Genomic DNA, 15,026 nt, shown 5'->3' with positions numbered 1-15,026 from the left:
CATTTCTTGTATCGCACATACGGAAAATGTGATTGGAACAGCATCGCAGTTTGCCCTACGATTGCGAAACAACAATACCGGAGACATAGTGATGAACACCGCTCGCAGGACCCTGCTGGGCACGGCCGCCGCCCTGACGCTGGCCGCCGCCATCCCCGCCATCCCCGCCCACGCCGCCAAACCGCTCACCATCGGCTTCTCCCAGGTGGGCGCCGAAAGCGAATGGCGCACCGCCAACACCGCCTCGATCAAGAGCGCCGCCAAGCAGGCCGGCGTCAACCTGAAGTTCGCCGACGCCCAGCAGCGCCAGGAGAACCAGGTCAAGGCCATCCGTTCCTTCATCGCCCAGCGCGTCGACGTGATCGCCTTCTCGCCGGTCGTGGAATCCGGCTGGGACACCGTGCTGCGCGAAGCCAAGGCTGCCAAGATCCCGGTGATCCTGACCGACCGTGCGGTCAAGGTCAGCGATCCCTCGCTGTACGTGAGCTTCATTGGTTCCGACTTCGTGGAAGAGGGCCGCCGCGCCGCGCGCTGGCTGGTCGAGCACCAGAAGAAGAACCCGAACCGCAGCTACAACATCGTCGAGCTGCAGGGCACCGTCGGCTCGGCGCCGGCGATCGACCGCAAGGCCGGCTTCGCGGAAGTCATCAAGGACAACCCGAAGCTGAAGATCATCCGCTCCCAGACCGGCGACTTCACCCGCGCCAAGGGTAAGGAGGTGATGGAAGCCTTCCTGAAATCCGAAGGCAAGAACATCAACGTGCTGTACGCCCACAACGACGACATGGCCATCGGCGCGATCCAGGCCATCGAGGAAGCGGGCCTGAAGCCGGGCAAGGACATCCTGGTGGTGTCGATCGACGGCGTGCGCGGGGCTTTCGAGGCCATGTTGCAGGGTAAGCTCAACGTGACCGTCGAGTGCAATCCGCTGCTCGGGCCGCAGCTGATCCAGACCGCGCAGCTGGTCAAGGCCGGCAAGCAGGTAGCAAAGCGGATTACCGTGAACGAGGGTGTGTTCCCAGCTGAAGTCGCGGCCAAGGAATTCCCGAACCGTAAATACTGAGGCGCCCATGTTCGCCTCGACATCGGAGTCGCCGGTCCTTGAAGTGACCGGCATCCACAAGCAATTTCCGGGCGTGAAGGCGCTGTCGGACGCAGGCCTGCGCCTGTTCCCCGGCGAAGTCCACACGCTGATGGGCCAGAACGGCGCCGGCAAGTCGACCCTGATCAAGGTTCTGACCGGCGTCTACCAGCCCGAGCAAGGCAGCATCACCCTTGGCGGCCGGGCCATCGCGCCCACCTCGACGCAGGATGCGCAGGAACTCGGCATCAGCACGGTGTACCAGGAAGTGAACCTGTGCCCGAACCTGTCGATCGCGGAAAACATCTTCATTGGTCGTTATCCGCGCCGCTTCGGCATGATCGACTGGCGTGGCATGCGCCGCCAGGCCGCCGAACTGTTGAAACGCCTGCAGATCGACATCGACGTCAGCCAGCCGCTCTCGCACTATCCGCTCGCCATCCAGCAGATGGTGGCGATCGCGCGCGCACTGAACATCTCGGCCAAGGTCCTGATCCTCGACGAGCCGACCTCCAGCCTGGACGAGAACGAAGTCCAGCTGCTGTTCTCGGTGCTGCGTTCGCTGCGCGAGCAGGGCATGGCGATCCTGTTCGTCACCCACTTCCTCGACCAGACCTATGCGATCTCGGACCGCATTACCGTGATGCGCAACGGCGAGCGCGAAGGCGAGTACCTGTGCAGCGAGCTGTCGCGGCTGGCCCTGGTCAACAAGATGATCGGGGCGCCGGCGGAAGCGCAAGAGGAAACGGGCAGCGCCTGCGCGGAGGCCAGCGAACATGCGGAAACCTTCTTGCGCACGAAGGCGCTGGCGCGCAAGGGCGTCCTGAACCCGATCGACCTCGAGATCCGCAAGGGAGAACTGCTCGGCCTGGCCGGCCTGCTCGGTTCAGGCCGCACCGAGACCGCGCGCCTGCTGTTCGGCGCCGACAAGGCAGACAGCGGCGCCATCGAGATCGGTGGCCGCAGCCGCGGCTTCGCGACCCCGCGTGACGCGATCGCGGAGGGTATCGGCTTCTGCTCGGAAGACCGCAAGCACGAAGGCGCCATCCTGGCCCTGTCGGTGCGCGAGAACCTGATCCTGGCGCTGCAGGCGCGCCAGGGGCTGCTGCGGGCGATCCCGATGCGCCGCCAGCAGGAACTCGCCAGCTATTACGTGAAGCAACTGGGGATCAAGACCGCCAGCATCGAGACGCCGATCGGCACGCTCTCGGGCGGCAACCAGCAGAAGGTCTTGCTGGCGCGCTGGCTGGCCACCGAGCCGAAGCTCATGATCCTCGACGAACCGACGCGCGGCATCGACGTGCGCGCCAAGCAGGAAATCATGGATTACGTTACCACCCTGTGCCGCAAGGGCATGTCGATTCTGTTCATCTCGTCCGAACTGCCCGAGGTGCTGCGCGTGAGCGACCGCATCGTGGTCATGCGCGACCGCAAGGCTTGCGGCGAGTACCGTCGCGGTGAGCTCGACGACAGTTCGGTGCTGCACGTGATCGCCGGGGAGGGCTGCGCATGAACGCCGCTGTCAAGGAAGTGGAGCTGCAGCCCGCGCAGCAGGTGAAACCCTCGATGTTCCAGCATGCGCTGTTCCGGCCGATCGCCGCACTGGTCCTGTTGCTGCTGATCGACTTCGCCCTGATCCCCGGCTTCTTCCGCCTCGAGATCAAGGACGGCCACCTGTACGGCAGCCTGGTCGACATCGTCAACCGCGCAGCGCCATTGATGCTGGCGGCGATCGGCATGACCCTGGTGATCGCCACGCGCGGCATCGACATCTCGGTCGGCGCGGTGGTCGCGCTGTCCGGCACGGTCGCCTCGATGCTGATCGGCGGCACCATGGTGATCAACAACGGCGTGCCCGAATACGTGGCCCAGACGCCGATGGCGCTGGCGCTGCTGGCGGCCATGGGCGCGGCCCTGCTGTGCGGGCTGTGGAACGGCGTCCTGGTCGCGGGCCTCGGCCTGCAGCCGATCGTCGCAACCCTGATCCTGATGGTCGCCGGGCGCGGCCTGGCCCAGCTGCTGACCGACGGCCAGATCGTCACCGTCTACTACCAGCCCTTCTTCTTCCTGGGGAGCGGGTACCTGCTCGGACTGCCGTTCGCGCTGTTCGTCGTGGTGGCGGTGTTCGCGGTCACCAGCCTGCTGCTGCGGCATACGGCGCTGGGCCTGTTCATCCAGGCTGTCGGGGTGAATCCTGTCGCGGCGCGCCTGGCCGGCATCCGCACGGCGGCCCTGGTCGTCTTCGTCTACGTGTTCAGCGCGGCCTGCGCCGGCATGGCCGGGCTGATGATCAGCTCGAACGTGAAAAGCGCCGACGCGAACAACGCCGGCCTGCTGCTGGAACTGGACGCCATCCTGGCGGTGACACTGGGCGGCACTTCGCTCGCGGGCGGCAAGTTCTCGCTGGTGGGCAGCATCATCGGCGCCCTCATCATCCAGACGCTCACCTATACCATCTATTCGCTGGGCGTTCCGCCCGAGGTCAACATGGTCGTCAAGTCGGTCGTGGTCTTCCTGGTCTGCATTTCGCAGTCCGACCAGTTCAAGTCGCTGTGGAAGAGGAGGGCGGCATGAAAAACATGACAGATGCACCCTGGTTCACCTCGGCGGCAACCGTGGTCCTGCTGCTGGCCATGCTGCTGGCCGGCGGCCAGGCCTATGACGGCTTCCTGTCGCTGCAGGTGATGCTCAACCTCCTGATCGACAACGCCTTCCTGCTGGTGCTGGCCATCGGCATGGGTTTCGTGATCCTGTCCGGCGGCATCGACCTGTCGGTGGGCGCGGTGCTGGCGCTGGCGACCATGGTCGCGGCCTGGCTGCTGCAGGTGGCGCACTGGACTCCGCTGGCGGTGATCGCCACCGTGCTGCTGGGCGGCGCGGCTTTCGGTGGCGCGATGGGCGCGATCATCCACTTCTTCCGGCTCCAGCCCTTCATCGTGACCCTGGCCGGCATGTTCCTGGCGCGCGGCCTGTGCTACCTGATCAGCATCGAGTCGATCACCATCGACAACCCGCTGTTCGTGGCGATGTCGCAGACCCAGCTGCCCTTCCTGGGCGGCTTCCTGTCGCCCGGTGCGCTGGTGGCGATCGGCATGCTGGCGCTGGCGGTGTGGATGGCGCATTATTCGTCCTTCGGCCGCGCCGTGTATGCGGTGGGCGGCAACGAGCAGTCGGCCGCGATGATGGGCCTGGCCGTTGGACGCACCAAGGTCCTGGTCTATGCCTTCAGCGGCTTCTGCGCGGCCCTGGGCGGCCTGCTGTTCTCGTTCTACATGCTGTCCGGTTATGGCCTGCATGCGCAGGGCACCGAACTCGATGCCATCGCGGCCGTCGTCATCGGCGGCACCCTGCTCACCGGCGGCTACGGGTTCGTAGCAGGGGCGCTGTCGGGGGTGCTGGTGCTCGGCACCATCCAGACCTTGATCGCCTTCGACGGCACCCTCAGCTCCTGGTGGACCAAGATCGTCATCGGCGCGCTGCTGTTCGTGTTCTGCGTGGTGCAGCGCCTGATGGGCTTCCGTCAGAAGCATAGCTAATAAACACTAGAAGATATATAAGGAGATCTAATGATTAAAGCTTGCGTACTCGCGGTGGGCCTGGCCGCGTCGGCATTCGCCCAGGCGGCCAACCCGATCGTCACCGACATCTTCACCGCCGACCCGGCCGCGCTGGTGGACAAGGGGCGCGTCTATCTCTACGTCGGCAAGGACGAAGCGCCGGTGGGCGGCAAGGACTACGTCATGAACGAATGGCGCGTGTACTCCAGCTGCGACATGAAGAAGTGGACCGATCACGGTTCGCCGCTGCGCGTCAGCACCTTCAAGTGGGCCGGTCGCGATGCCTGGGCCTCCGATATCGTCAAGCGCAACGGCAAGTACTACTTCTATTCGACCGTGGACCACGCCACCAACAAGGGCAAGGCGATCGGGGTCGCGGTCTCGGATAGCCCGACCGGTCCCTTCGTGGACGCGCGCGGCACGGCCCTCGTCACCAACGACATGACGAAGGAAACCGACATCCTGTGGGACGACATCGACCCCGCCGTCTTCATCGACGACGATGGCCAGGCCTATCTCTACTGGGGCAACACGGTCATGAAGTACGCCAGGCTCAAGCCCAACATGACCGAACTCGATGGCCCGATCCACACCGTGGGCCTGGATTCCTTCACCGAAGCGGCCTACCTGCACAAGCACAAGGGAATTTATTACCTCTCGTACTCGCGCAAATTCCCGGAAGAGACCGTGGTCATGAGCGGCCCGACGGCCACCGGCCCCTGGTCCTTCGGCGGCGTGATCATGGAGAAGAACAGCAACGTCAACACCATTCACCAGGCCATCGTCGAGTTCAACGGCAAGTCCTACATCTTCTACCACAACGGCAAGCTGCCGACCGGCGGCGAATTCCGCCGTTCCGTGGCCGTCGAGGAGCTGCGCTATGCCCCCGACGGCAAGATCCTGCCGGTAGGGCAGACTGCCGAGGGACCGGCCGCTAACCCGTCGCCTGCTTGCAAGTGATAACGACTCAGCAGTATTTCTTCCGGTGCGATATCCAAAATGATATTATTTTCTGATGGATACAACGAACCCGAACTGGTTTTTGAAGGCGCGCCTCAAGACGCGCCAGCTGCTGCTCCTGATCGCGCTGGACGACTACCGCAACATCCACCGCGCCGCCGAGGAACTGCACATGACGCAGCCGGCGGCGTCCAAGCAGATCAAGGATCTCGAAGAGATGCTGGACGTGCGCCTGTTCGAGCGCCTGCCGCGCGGGATGGAGCCGACCATCTACGGCGAGACGATGATCCGCCACGCGCGCATGGCCCTCACCAGCCTGGCGCTGGCCCACGACGACCTGCTGGCGCTGAAGGCCGGGCTGTCCGGGCAGGTGGAAGTGGGCGTCATCATGTCGCCCGCGATGGCGCTGCTGCCGCGGGCGATCGCGCGCATCAAGGAACAGGCGCCGCTGCTGCGGATCGGCGTGCATCTCGAGCCCAGCAACGTCCTGCTCGACAAGCTCCAGCGCGGCACGCTGGACTTCATGATCGGCCGCATCCTGGAGAAGGAAGGCTCGAGCGGCCTGGTCTACGAGGAGCTGACCGAGGAACCCGCCTGCGCCGTGGTGCGCCCGGGCCATGCGCTGCTCGATGCGAAAGACCTGCGCCTGGAGGACATCGCCGAGCGTCCCTGGATCCTGCCGCCGCCCGGCAGCATCCTGCGCCACCGTTTCGACATGATGTTCCGCCGCGCCGGCCTGCAGCCACCAAGCAACGTGGTCGATACCACGGCGCTGCTGCTCATCACCACGCTGCTGCAGCAGACCGATTCGCTGCACGTGATGCCCTTGGAGGTAGCGCAGTACTACGCGTCGCTGAACGTCATGCGCATCCTGCCGATCGAGTTGCCGTGCAAGATGGATGCCTTCGGCATCATCCGCCAGCAGGATCACTTGCTGGCGCCGGGCGCCGAGCTGCTGCTGCGGCAGGTGAGGCTGGCGGCGTCCGAAATCTACTAGGGCGGCATGCGCGGCCCTTTGCCAACAAAGGAGTCCGCCCATGCTGAAAATCGCGGCATTTACCCTGGCCCTGATGGGCGCGCCGGCCTTCGCCGCCCCCGAATTCGCCAACCCGCTGGTGCTGCAGCGCGCCGATCCGCATGTCAGCCTGCATGCGGACGGCTATTACTACTACACGGCCACGGTTCCCGAGTATGACCGAATCGAACTGCGCCGCACCCGCTCCCTCGACGCGCTGGGCAAGGCCGACGCCAGGGTGGTCTGGCGCAAACACGCCAGCGGACCGATGAGCCGCCACATCTGGGCGCCGGAGCTGCATCACATCGACGGCAAGTGGTACATCTACTTCACCGCGGGGCGGGAGGACGCACCCTTCGATATCCGCCTCTACGTGCTCGAGAACGCATCCGCCAATCCGCTCGAAGGGCAGTGGGTCGAACGGGGACAGCTGAAGACGGGCTGGGAATCCTTCGCCCTCGATGCGACGACGTTCGCACTGAACGGGCAGCGCTACCTGGCCTGGACCCAGCGCCCGCCCACCGCGAACAAGCACCTGACGGCTGTCTACATCGCCAGGATGGACACGCCGCTCTCCATCAGCGGCCCGGCGACGATGCTGACCTCACCCGAATATCCCTGGGAGAAGGTGAAGTACGACGTCAACGAGGCGCCCGCGGTCCTCGTCAAGCATGGCCGGGTCTTCATGACCTATTCCGCCAGCGCGACCGACGCCAGCTACAGCCTGGGCATGTTGACCGCGCCGGTGTCGGCGAACCTGCTCGATGCGGCATCCTGGACCAAGTCGCCGGTGCCGGTGTTCCGGAGCAGCGCCGCGACCGGTCAGTACGGCCCCGGTCACAATTCCTTTACGACCAGCCCGGACGGCAAGCTGGACATCCTGGTGTACCACGCGCGCGGCTACGAGGAGATCAAGGGCGACTCCTTGTTCGACCCGAACCGCCATACGCGTGCGCAGCCCATCCGATGGCGCGCCGATGGAACGCCCGACTTCGGCGTTCCGGTCGCCGACCCCTTGTTCTGAATCAATTTTTCCTTGTGATCGGAGATTAGACTCGTCTCAGATGCTTGCCTTTGACGGTGCAAGACATTTCAGAGGAGCCGGCATGAGCACATGTGGGAGCGAACCGCAGATTCGGCACAGGCGCCGCCCGGCCATGACCCATGCGGGGCGCGAGGACGGCGCGGTCGCGGTCATGACCGTTGGGGCCTTGATCATCATTATCGGCTTTTGCGGCCTGGCGCTCGATCTCTCTCGCATCTACAACAGGAAGATGGAGCTCCAGAGCGTCGCCGACGTTGCCGCCCTGGCTGCTGCCCGGGAACTGAATGGCACGCGTTCCGGCATCACCAACGCCGCCCTGGCGGCATCGGCACGATTCGGCGGATCCAGCAGCACCTCGGTCACCTATCAGTACGGACGCCCGATCGCATGGTCCGACGGCGCCATCGAATTCGCAGCAGCGCCGGATGGTCCATGGCAGTCGCTCGGCAGCGCCCTCGACAATCCGAGCGGCGTGCTGTATACGAGGGTGGACACGGGCGGCCTCGATCCGGCCTATGGCAGCATCACGACCCTGTTCATGCCGGTGCTCTCGAACCGCCTGGCGAATGTGTCGCTCGAGGCAAGCGCCGTGGCCGGACGCTCCGCGATCAAGGTGGCGCCGCTGGCGGTGTGCGCCATGCGGCCCGAGGAAAAGCGTAACCGCGCCGGCGAGCTGGAGGAATTCGGGTTTCGCCGCGGCGTCGGCTATGACTTGATGCAGCTGAACCCCGATGCGAACGATGCCGGCCTTTCCTTCCTGATCGATCCTCTGGTACCGGCAGGAACGGGAGTCGTCCCGGCAAGCAGCCTGGATACGGTCAAACCCTATGTGTGCACAGGGACGCTGGCCATTCCACGCGTCATGGGCGGCCAGATCAGCGTGTCGTCCCCATTTCCCCTGGACAGCCTCGTCAACCATCTGAACTCACGCTTCGTGAACGACTCCTCGGTGTGCAACCCGGTCGTGGCGCCGCCGGATTTCAATGTGAAGGCCTACACCTTCAATACCAGCGTCCCATGGATGAGCACCTCCCGGGATGGGCAGTCTGCTGCCGTGCATGAAGAGCCGGCCAGACGCTGGACCGTCGCCGGGCCGGACCCGACACCGGCAGGCACGACGGCGGGAAAGTATGGACCCCTGTGGTCGTATGCGAAGGCCGTCCAGTATGCCAGTTCCGAACCGGCAGGCGGATATGCCGCCTATGGGACCGGAAGCTGGAACACCTTGTACAGCCCGGGGCTGCCGAGGGCAACGGGATATCCGTCCAGCACACCGTACATGCAGTCGAGCGGCGCCAGTTTTTCGGCACCGACGGGGAGCAGCAGGGGTGTTCGGCATCGCCGTGTGCTGAACGTGCCCCTGCTGGCATGTCCCGTCAGCGGCAGTCGGGCGACGGTCCTTGGCATCGGCCGGTTTTTCATGACGGTGCCGGCGGACGATACCCACCTGTATGCGGAGTTTGCAGGCCTGGTGGCGGAGCAAACCCTCCACTTCAGTATGAAGCTATACCCATGAATAAACTACAAAGCCGATTCCGCCGTCGTGCCGGAAAAGGAAGCGTCACGATCGAGACGGCGTTTTCCCTGATCCTGCTGTCCATCTTCGTCATCGTTCCCTTCTTGATGGCGCGGATATTCTGGTACTACAGCGTTGCCGAGAAAGCCGCACACGACGGTGCCCGTTTCCTGTCGAACGCAGCACAGCACGAAATCGTGGCGCCTTCGGGAAGCGGGGGCGGTGAGCCGCCGATTGTAGGACTTGCCGAGGCGATTGCCCGCGCTGAGATGAACGACATCGCACCGGGACTGGACTGGTTTGCAGTCACGGCAACCTGCGATCTGGACACCTGTGGTAGTGGAGTGCCTCAGATCGTACGCGTCTCCGTTCAAATGCGGATAAGTAACGATATTCTCGGACCGGTAGCATATCGATTTTTTGGCGAAGATCCGCTTCGCCTCGAAGCCCGCGTCACGATGCGCTATGTCGGCAACTAAGCGTTCCTGCCCGCGCCCGCTCCGTGGGCAATCACAACGGGGTGTGGCCGCCGTCGAGTTCGCACTCGTCGCGGTTCTCTTCTTTACGCTCGTGTTCGGCATTATCGAGATCGCCCGGGCCATGTATATCGTCAACACCTTGCAGGAAGTCACACGCCGGGCCGCGGCGCTCGCGACGAATGTCGACTTCACCAACCCCAGCGCTCTGCAAAACGTGCGCGAGCGCGCCGTTTTCCGGGACAGCCCCGGACTCCTGATGCTCGCAGAACCGATTACTGATCAGCATATCAACATCGACTTCATGCGGATTCGGCGCGACGGCAGTACGCTCGCCATGGAGCGGATCCTGGAAGGCTCATTACCCGCCAGTCCCGCGCAGAATCACCAGAACTGCACGAGCGATCCCTACGGTGAAAGCTGTATCCGCCTGGTGCGGGTGCGCGTATGCCAGGAGGCGAGTGGCGCGGCATGTACACCGGTGCCTTATCAGACGCTGACGTCGTTCATCCTGCTGTCGTTCACCCTGCCGGTTTCCACGACGATTTCGAATGCCGAGACGCTCGGTATGCCGTGATCAGATATACTAGCGCCTAGCGAATCCCCCGACATCATCCAGCGATCCTGCAAGCCCTGTCCTGACAGGGCTTTTATTTTGCACGGCGTGCCCGAAGCCTGAAACAATGGCAGGTTCGGCTACACCACACTAGTTCAGATTTGGAATTCCCCATGGAAATTAAGGTCAACTTTCTCGACAAACTACGTCTGGAAGCGAAGTTCGACGACTTCACCGTCATCGCCGACCAGCCTATCCGCTACAAGGGCGACGGCTCGGCGCCTGGTCCCTTCGACTACTTCCTGGCCTCGTCGGCCTTGTGCGCCGCTTACTTCGTCAAGTTGTACTGCAACACGCGCAATATTCCAACCGAGAATATCCGCCTGTCCCAGAATAATATTGTTGACCCGGAAAACCGTTACCAGCAGATTTTCAAGATCCAGGTCGAGCTCCCGGCGGATATCTCCGACAAGGACCGCCAGGGCATCCTGCGCTCGATCGAGCGCTGCACGGTGAAGAAAGTGGTGCAGGCCGGTCCCGAATTCGTGATCGAAGAGGTCGCCAACCTGGATGCCGATGCCCAGGCCCTGCTGACCCTGCAGCCGGATGCCGGATCGCGCACCTATATTCCGGGCAAGGACCTGCCTCTGGAGCAAACGATCGCGAATATGTCGGGGATGCTGGCGTCCTGGGGCATCAAGATCGAAATCGCGTCCTGGCGCAACATCGTGCCGAATGTCTGGTCGCTGCACATCCGCGATGCGCATTCGCCGATGTGCTTCACCAACGGCAAGGGTGCGACCAAGGAAAGCGCCCTGGCCTCGGCCCTGGGCGAGTACATCGAACGCCTGAACAACAATCACTTCTATGCCGGCGTGTTCTGGGGCGAGGACATCGCGAATGCCCCGTTCGTGCATTATCCGAACGAGCGCTGGTTCCAGCCCGGCCGCAATGACGCACTGCCGGCCGGGATCCTCGACGAGTACTGCCTGGGCATCTACGATCCCGACGGCGAACTGCGCGGCTCGCACCTGATCGATACCAATTCCGGCAACGTGGAGCGCGGCATCGTCTCGCTGCCGTTCATCCGGCATTCGGATGGCGAAGTGGTCTACTTCCCGTCCAACCTGGTGGAAAACCTCTACGCCAGCAACGGCATGAGTGCGGGGAATACGCTGGCCGAAGCGCAGGTGCAATGTCTTTCCGAGATATTCGAGCGCGCCGTGAAGCGCGAAATCCTGGAAGGCGAGCTCGCCTTGCCCGACGTGCCTCCTTCGGTGCTGGCAAAATACCCGGCCATCCTGGCGGGCATCCAGGGCCTGGAAGAGCAGGGTTTCCCGGTGCTGGTCAAGGATGCCTCGCTGGGCGGGACCTATCCGGTCATGTGCGTTACCCTGATGAACCCGCGCACCGGCGGCGTGTTCGCCTCCTTCGGCGCACACCCGAGCTTCGAGGTGGCGCTGGAACGCAGCCTGACGGAACTCCTGCAGGGCCGTAGTTTCGAAGGCCTGAACGATCTGCCCCAGCCCACGTTTGCCAGTAACGCCGTGACCGAACCCTACAACTTCGTCGAGCACTTCATCGATTCCAGCGGTGTGGTGTCCTGGCGCTTCTTCAGCGCCAAGGCCGATTTCGATTTTGTCGAATGGGATTTCTCCGGCCAGGGCCGGAACTCGAATGCCGACGAAGCCGCGACCCTGCTCGGCATCCTCGAAGAGATGGGCAAGGAGGTCTATACGGCGGTGTACGACCAGCTGGGCGCCATTGCCTGCCGCATCCTGGTGCCCGGCTATTCGGAAATCTACCCGGTGGAAGACCTGGTCTGGGACAACACCAATAAGTCCCTGCTGTTCCGGGAAGACATCCTGAACCTGCATCGCCTCGACGATGACGCACTGGCGGCGCTGCTCGACCGCCTGGAGAACAACGAGCTGGACGAGTATTCGGACATCGCCAGCCTGATCGGGATCGAGTTCGACGAAAACACGGACTGGGGCCAGCTGACGGTGCTCGAGCTGCGGCTGCTCATCAATCTCGCCCTGCAGCAATTCGAAGAAGCCCACGAGCTGGTGGGCGCCTTCCTGCAGTACAACGACAATACCGTCGAGCGCCGCCTGTTCTACCAGGCGTTGAACGTGGTGCTCGACGTGTTGCTCGACGATGAGCTGGAGCTGGACGACTACGTGCACAATTTCCGCCGGATGTATGGCGATGCGCGCATGGATGCAGCACTGGGCTCGGTGGACGGCAGTGTGCGTTTCCACGGCTTGACGCCGACGAGCATGAAACTGGAAGGGCTGGACAGGCACCACCGCCTGATCGACAGCTACAAGAAGCTGCATGCGGCGCGGGCCAGGGCGGCGGCATCCGAGAAGTGATGTGGTAGGAGCAGACGGAGCCCCTGGTATCAGGGGTTTCTCCATGATGGCGACAGACAAAAAAAAGCCCGCATGCGCGGGCTTGAAGACTATTTTCTTGGAGGAGAATAGTGGAGACAGGTGCAGTATGCCGGGCCGCAAACCATCAATCCAATTGTTGTTCGTGATTTCGGTCATGCGCTAGGCTTATAACTCTTAGGTCCCAGCCGATTTTCCTGCCGACCGGCTCAGGCATGTCCGATTCCGGCGCTGCTGTACACCTGCTCGAACTCCCAGATCGGCATTGGCCGCCCCAGCAGATAGCCCTGGAGGGTACCGCAGCCGCCGGCCACCAGGAAACTGCGCTGGGCCTCGTGCTCAACCCCTTCGGCGACGATGTCGAGCTTGAGCTTGCGCGCCAGCGCGATGATCGCTTCCACCACCGGTGCGGCATCCGGATCGAGGTGCACGTCGTGTACGAAGGAGCGGTCGATCTTCAAGGCCGTCAGCGGCAGGCGCCGCAGGTAGGAGAGGGAGGAGTAGCCGGTGCCGAAGTCGTCCAGCGAAAAATGCACGCCCAGGCCGCACAGGTCGCGCATGCCGCCGACGACGTCCGCGGCATTCTCGGCGAACACGCTTTCGGTCAGCTCCAGGCACAGTTTGGCCGCCGGTGCGCCCGTGTACCTGAGAATGTCGGTGACCATGGCGGCAAAGTCGACGCTGCGCAGCTGGTGCGCGCTGATGTTGACCGCCAGCTCGAGTTTTCCTAAGGAGTGGTCGCTGCGCCAGCGGGCCAGCGCGCGGCAGCTCTCCTCGAGCACGTACTGGCCGAGCGGCACGATCAGGCCCGAGGATTCCGCCAGGCCGATGAAATCGTCCGGGCCGAGCAGCTCGCCGTCGGGGCGACGCCAGCGTACCAGCACTTCGGCGCCGACCAGGCGACCCTCGCCGCAGAATTGCGGCTGGCAGAACAACACGAACTGGTGTTCCGACAGGCCCTCGCGCAGGGCCCGTTCGAGCGCCGCCTGCTGCTCGGCCTCTGCTTGCATGCCGGGATCGAAGAAGCGCGCGGTATTGCGTCCCTCCGACTTGGCCCGGTACATGGCGAGATCGGCCTGCTTGAGCAGGGTCTCGATGTCGGTCGCCGCGCCGTCGATCAGCGCCACGCCCATGCTCGGCGTACTCAGGAACAGTCGTTCTTCCAGGTAGTAGGGTTGCCCCAGCGCCGCCTGCAGTTTTTCCAGCACATGCCGGGCCTCGGCCACCGCTTCGTGCGCATCGTCGCCCAGGTCTTCCAGCACCACCACGAATTCGTCGCCGCCCAGCCGGGCCAACTGGTCGCACTGGCGCAACGTATGCTGCAGCCGTCCCGCGACCTGGCGCAGCAGCATGTCGCCGAAGTCATGGCCCATCGTGTCGTTCAGCAGCTTGAAGTTGTCCAGGTCGAGGAAGATCACGGCGCCGTGGCGCCCCGAGCGCCGGCTGCGCGCCAGCGCCTTGTCCAGCTCCTCGGCCAGCAGGCGGCGGTTCGGCAGGCCGGTGAGGTGGTCGAAATTGGCCAGTTCGTAGATGCGCTGTTCGGTCAGCTTGCGTTCGGTCAGGTCGGTGTTGGTTCCCGAGACGCGCAGGGCAGTGCCGTCGGCGTCGCGGGTGACGAAGCCACGCGACAGGACCGGCACGTAGTGTCCGTCGCGGTGGCGCAGGCGCCACTCGACGCTGTAGGTTTCTTGCCGGCCGCCGAGCAGATCGCTCCAGTAAGCCATCAGGCGCGGCTTGTCATCGGGGTGCATCAGCGCCAGCCATAGCCCCTTGTCATAGTGCAGTTCCCCGGCCCGGTAGCCGAGCATCTCGCCCCAGCGCTCCGAATAATAGATCTCGTCCTTCACGAGATCGTAATCCCACGGGGCGTCGGTCGAGCCCTGCAGGATCAGGCGCATCCGCTCCTCCGATTTCTGCAGGTCTTGCTCGGCCTCTTTCAGCGCCGTGCAGTCGGTGAAGCAGACGATGATTCGTGACAGGCGCCCACCGGCATCGACTTCCGGATAGGCATTGCAGATCACCCAGCGCACTCCATCGGGATCGCCATTCGAGACCCCGAGCACGAGCTGGGACAGCTGGCGGCCCGTGAGTAAAACCTGGTTCACCGGGAACGCTTCTTCTGGAAGCCTCCGGCCGTCCGCGCCTACCATGAACCAGGCGCCGTCGCTTGCCGTGCTGCCGCGCAGCTGCTCGAGGCTACGGTCGATCAGTTCGCAGGCCAGGCGGTTGGCGTGCAAGATGCGGCCGTCGACGTCGTGCACGACGACACCCGCCGGCAGATGTTCGAGCAAATCGTCGAGCCGGCGCTGTAGATCCGCGGCAGAGCTTGAAGTCATGATCGCAGCTGGAACTGGATTGTCCGTATGTACAGACGATGTTAGCACGCGCCGGCTGAATAATGACCTGTTCCCGCATTGCGAAGAC

The 15,026-nt window shown here is 63.7% G+C and carries 12 protein-coding genes; 11 read left to right on the top strand and 1 reads right to left on the bottom strand.

What is annotated here, in order from left to right:
• Positions 1–91: 91 nt before the first annotated feature.
• The 11 genes from AC56LK_RS04060 (at position 92) to AC56LK_RS04010 (ending at position 12,584) form a co-directional block, all read left to right on the top strand.
• Positions 92–1,063 carry an ABC transporter substrate-binding protein gene (locus AC56LK_RS04060; RefSeq protein ID WP_497183284.1) on the top strand — a complete coding sequence of 324 codons (972 nt, stop codon included), beginning with the start codon at positions 92–94 and terminating at the stop codon, positions 1,061–1,063.
• A gap of 7 nt (positions 1,064–1,070) precedes the next feature.
• Positions 1,071–2,594, top strand: a complete 1,524-nt coding sequence (locus AC56LK_RS04055; protein ID WP_497183283.1) for a sugar ABC transporter ATP-binding protein — start codon at positions 1,071–1,073, stop codon at positions 2,592–2,594.
• Positions 2,595–2,647: 53 nt separating this feature from the next.
• Entirely contained in the window at positions 2,648–3,655 is a 1,008-nt protein-coding gene (locus AC56LK_RS04050; RefSeq protein ID WP_497183516.1) for an ABC transporter permease, read from the top strand.
• Complete coding sequence (yjfF, locus tag AC56LK_RS04045; protein WP_497183282.1) at positions 3,652–4,617, top strand: galactofuranose ABC transporter, permease protein YjfF; 966 nt, start codon at positions 3,652–3,654, stop codon at positions 4,615–4,617. Before AC56LK_RS04050 ends, yjfF begins: the two co-directional genes overlap by 4 nt.
• Before the next feature lie 30 nt (positions 4,618–4,647).
• On the top strand, positions 4,648–5,598 hold the full coding sequence (locus tag AC56LK_RS04040) for a glycoside hydrolase family 43 protein (protein WP_497183281.1): 951 nt from the start codon (positions 4,648–4,650) through the stop codon (positions 5,596–5,598).
• A gap of 55 nt (positions 5,599–5,653) precedes the next feature.
• Positions 5,654–6,595 (top strand): LysR family transcriptional regulator, encoded by a 942-nt coding sequence (locus AC56LK_RS04035; protein ID WP_497183280.1) that lies wholly within the window; start codon positions 5,654–5,656, stop codon positions 6,593–6,595.
• A gap of 40 nt (positions 6,596–6,635) precedes the next feature.
• The gene (locus tag AC56LK_RS04030; RefSeq protein WP_497183279.1) at positions 6,636–7,637 is read left to right on the top strand and encodes a glycoside hydrolase family 43 protein; all 1,002 of its coding nucleotides are present in this window, start codon (positions 6,636–6,638) and stop codon (positions 7,635–7,637) included.
• 133 nt (positions 7,638–7,770) lie between these two features.
• Complete coding sequence (locus AC56LK_RS04025) at positions 7,771–9,174, top strand: pilus assembly protein TadG-related protein (RefSeq protein WP_497183278.1); 1,404 nt, start codon at positions 7,771–7,773, stop codon at positions 9,172–9,174.
• Positions 9,171–9,653: a TadE/TadG family type IV pilus assembly protein gene (locus tag AC56LK_RS04020; RefSeq protein ID WP_497183277.1), complete on the top strand. Its 483-nt coding sequence runs from the start codon at positions 9,171–9,173 to the stop codon at positions 9,651–9,653. The genes AC56LK_RS04025 and AC56LK_RS04020 overlap by 4 nt, the downstream gene beginning before the upstream one ends.
• Positions 9,654–9,696: 43 nt before the next feature.
• Positions 9,697–10,227, top strand: coding sequence for a TadE family protein (locus tag AC56LK_RS04015; RefSeq protein ID WP_497183276.1), 531 nt, complete (start codon positions 9,697–9,699; stop codon positions 10,225–10,227).
• Between the two features lie 152 nt (positions 10,228–10,379).
• Positions 10,380–12,584 carry an OsmC domain/YcaO domain-containing protein gene (locus AC56LK_RS04010; RefSeq protein ID WP_497183275.1) on the top strand — a complete coding sequence of 735 codons (2,205 nt, stop codon included), beginning with the start codon at positions 10,380–10,382 and terminating at the stop codon, positions 12,582–12,584.
• 227 nt (positions 12,585–12,811) lie between these two features.
• Here AC56LK_RS04010 and AC56LK_RS04005 read toward each other — a convergent pair whose 3' ends face one another.
• Complete coding sequence (locus AC56LK_RS04005) at positions 12,812–14,938, bottom strand: putative bifunctional diguanylate cyclase/phosphodiesterase (RefSeq protein ID WP_497183274.1); 2,127 nt, start codon at positions 14,936–14,938, stop codon at positions 12,812–12,814.
• Positions 14,939–15,026 lie beyond the last annotated feature (88 nt).

It is taken from the genome of Telluria sp. ZB4P36 (assembly GCF_059685865.1).
This window is presented reverse-complemented; position numbering and strand designations above follow the sequence as displayed.

Excerpts from the sequence above, each read along its gene's own strand:
- AC56LK_RS04050 (WP_497183516.1), top strand. The coding sequence starts at position 2,648 with ATGTTCCAGCATGCGCTGTTCCGGCCGATCGCCGCACTGGTCCTGTTG.
- AC56LK_RS04005 (WP_497183274.1), bottom strand. The coding sequence starts at position 14,938 with ATGACTTCAAGCTCTGCCGCGGATCTACAGCGCCGGCTCGACGATTTG.
- yjfF (WP_497183282.1), top strand. The coding sequence starts at position 3,652 with ATGAAAAACATGACAGATGCACCCTGGTTCACCTCGGCGGCAACCGTG.
- AC56LK_RS04020 (WP_497183277.1), top strand. The coding sequence starts at position 9,171 with ATGAATAAACTACAAAGCCGATTCCGCCGTCGTGCCGGAAAAGGAAGC.
- AC56LK_RS04010 (WP_497183275.1), top strand. The coding sequence starts at position 10,380 with ATGGAAATTAAGGTCAACTTTCTCGACAAACTACGTCTGGAAGCGAAG.
- AC56LK_RS04040 (WP_497183281.1), top strand. The coding sequence starts at position 4,648 with ATGATTAAAGCTTGCGTACTCGCGGTGGGCCTGGCCGCGTCGGCATTC.
- AC56LK_RS04025 (WP_497183278.1), top strand. The coding sequence starts at position 7,771 with ATGACCCATGCGGGGCGCGAGGACGGCGCGGTCGCGGTCATGACCGTT.
- AC56LK_RS04060 (WP_497183284.1), top strand. The coding sequence starts at position 92 with ATGAACACCGCTCGCAGGACCCTGCTGGGCACGGCCGCCGCCCTGACG.
- AC56LK_RS04035 (WP_497183280.1), top strand. The coding sequence starts at position 5,654 with ATGGATACAACGAACCCGAACTGGTTTTTGAAGGCGCGCCTCAAGACG.
- AC56LK_RS04055 (WP_497183283.1), top strand. The coding sequence starts at position 1,071 with ATGTTCGCCTCGACATCGGAGTCGCCGGTCCTTGAAGTGACCGGCATC.
- AC56LK_RS04030 (WP_497183279.1), top strand. The coding sequence starts at position 6,636 with ATGCTGAAAATCGCGGCATTTACCCTGGCCCTGATGGGCGCGCCGGCC.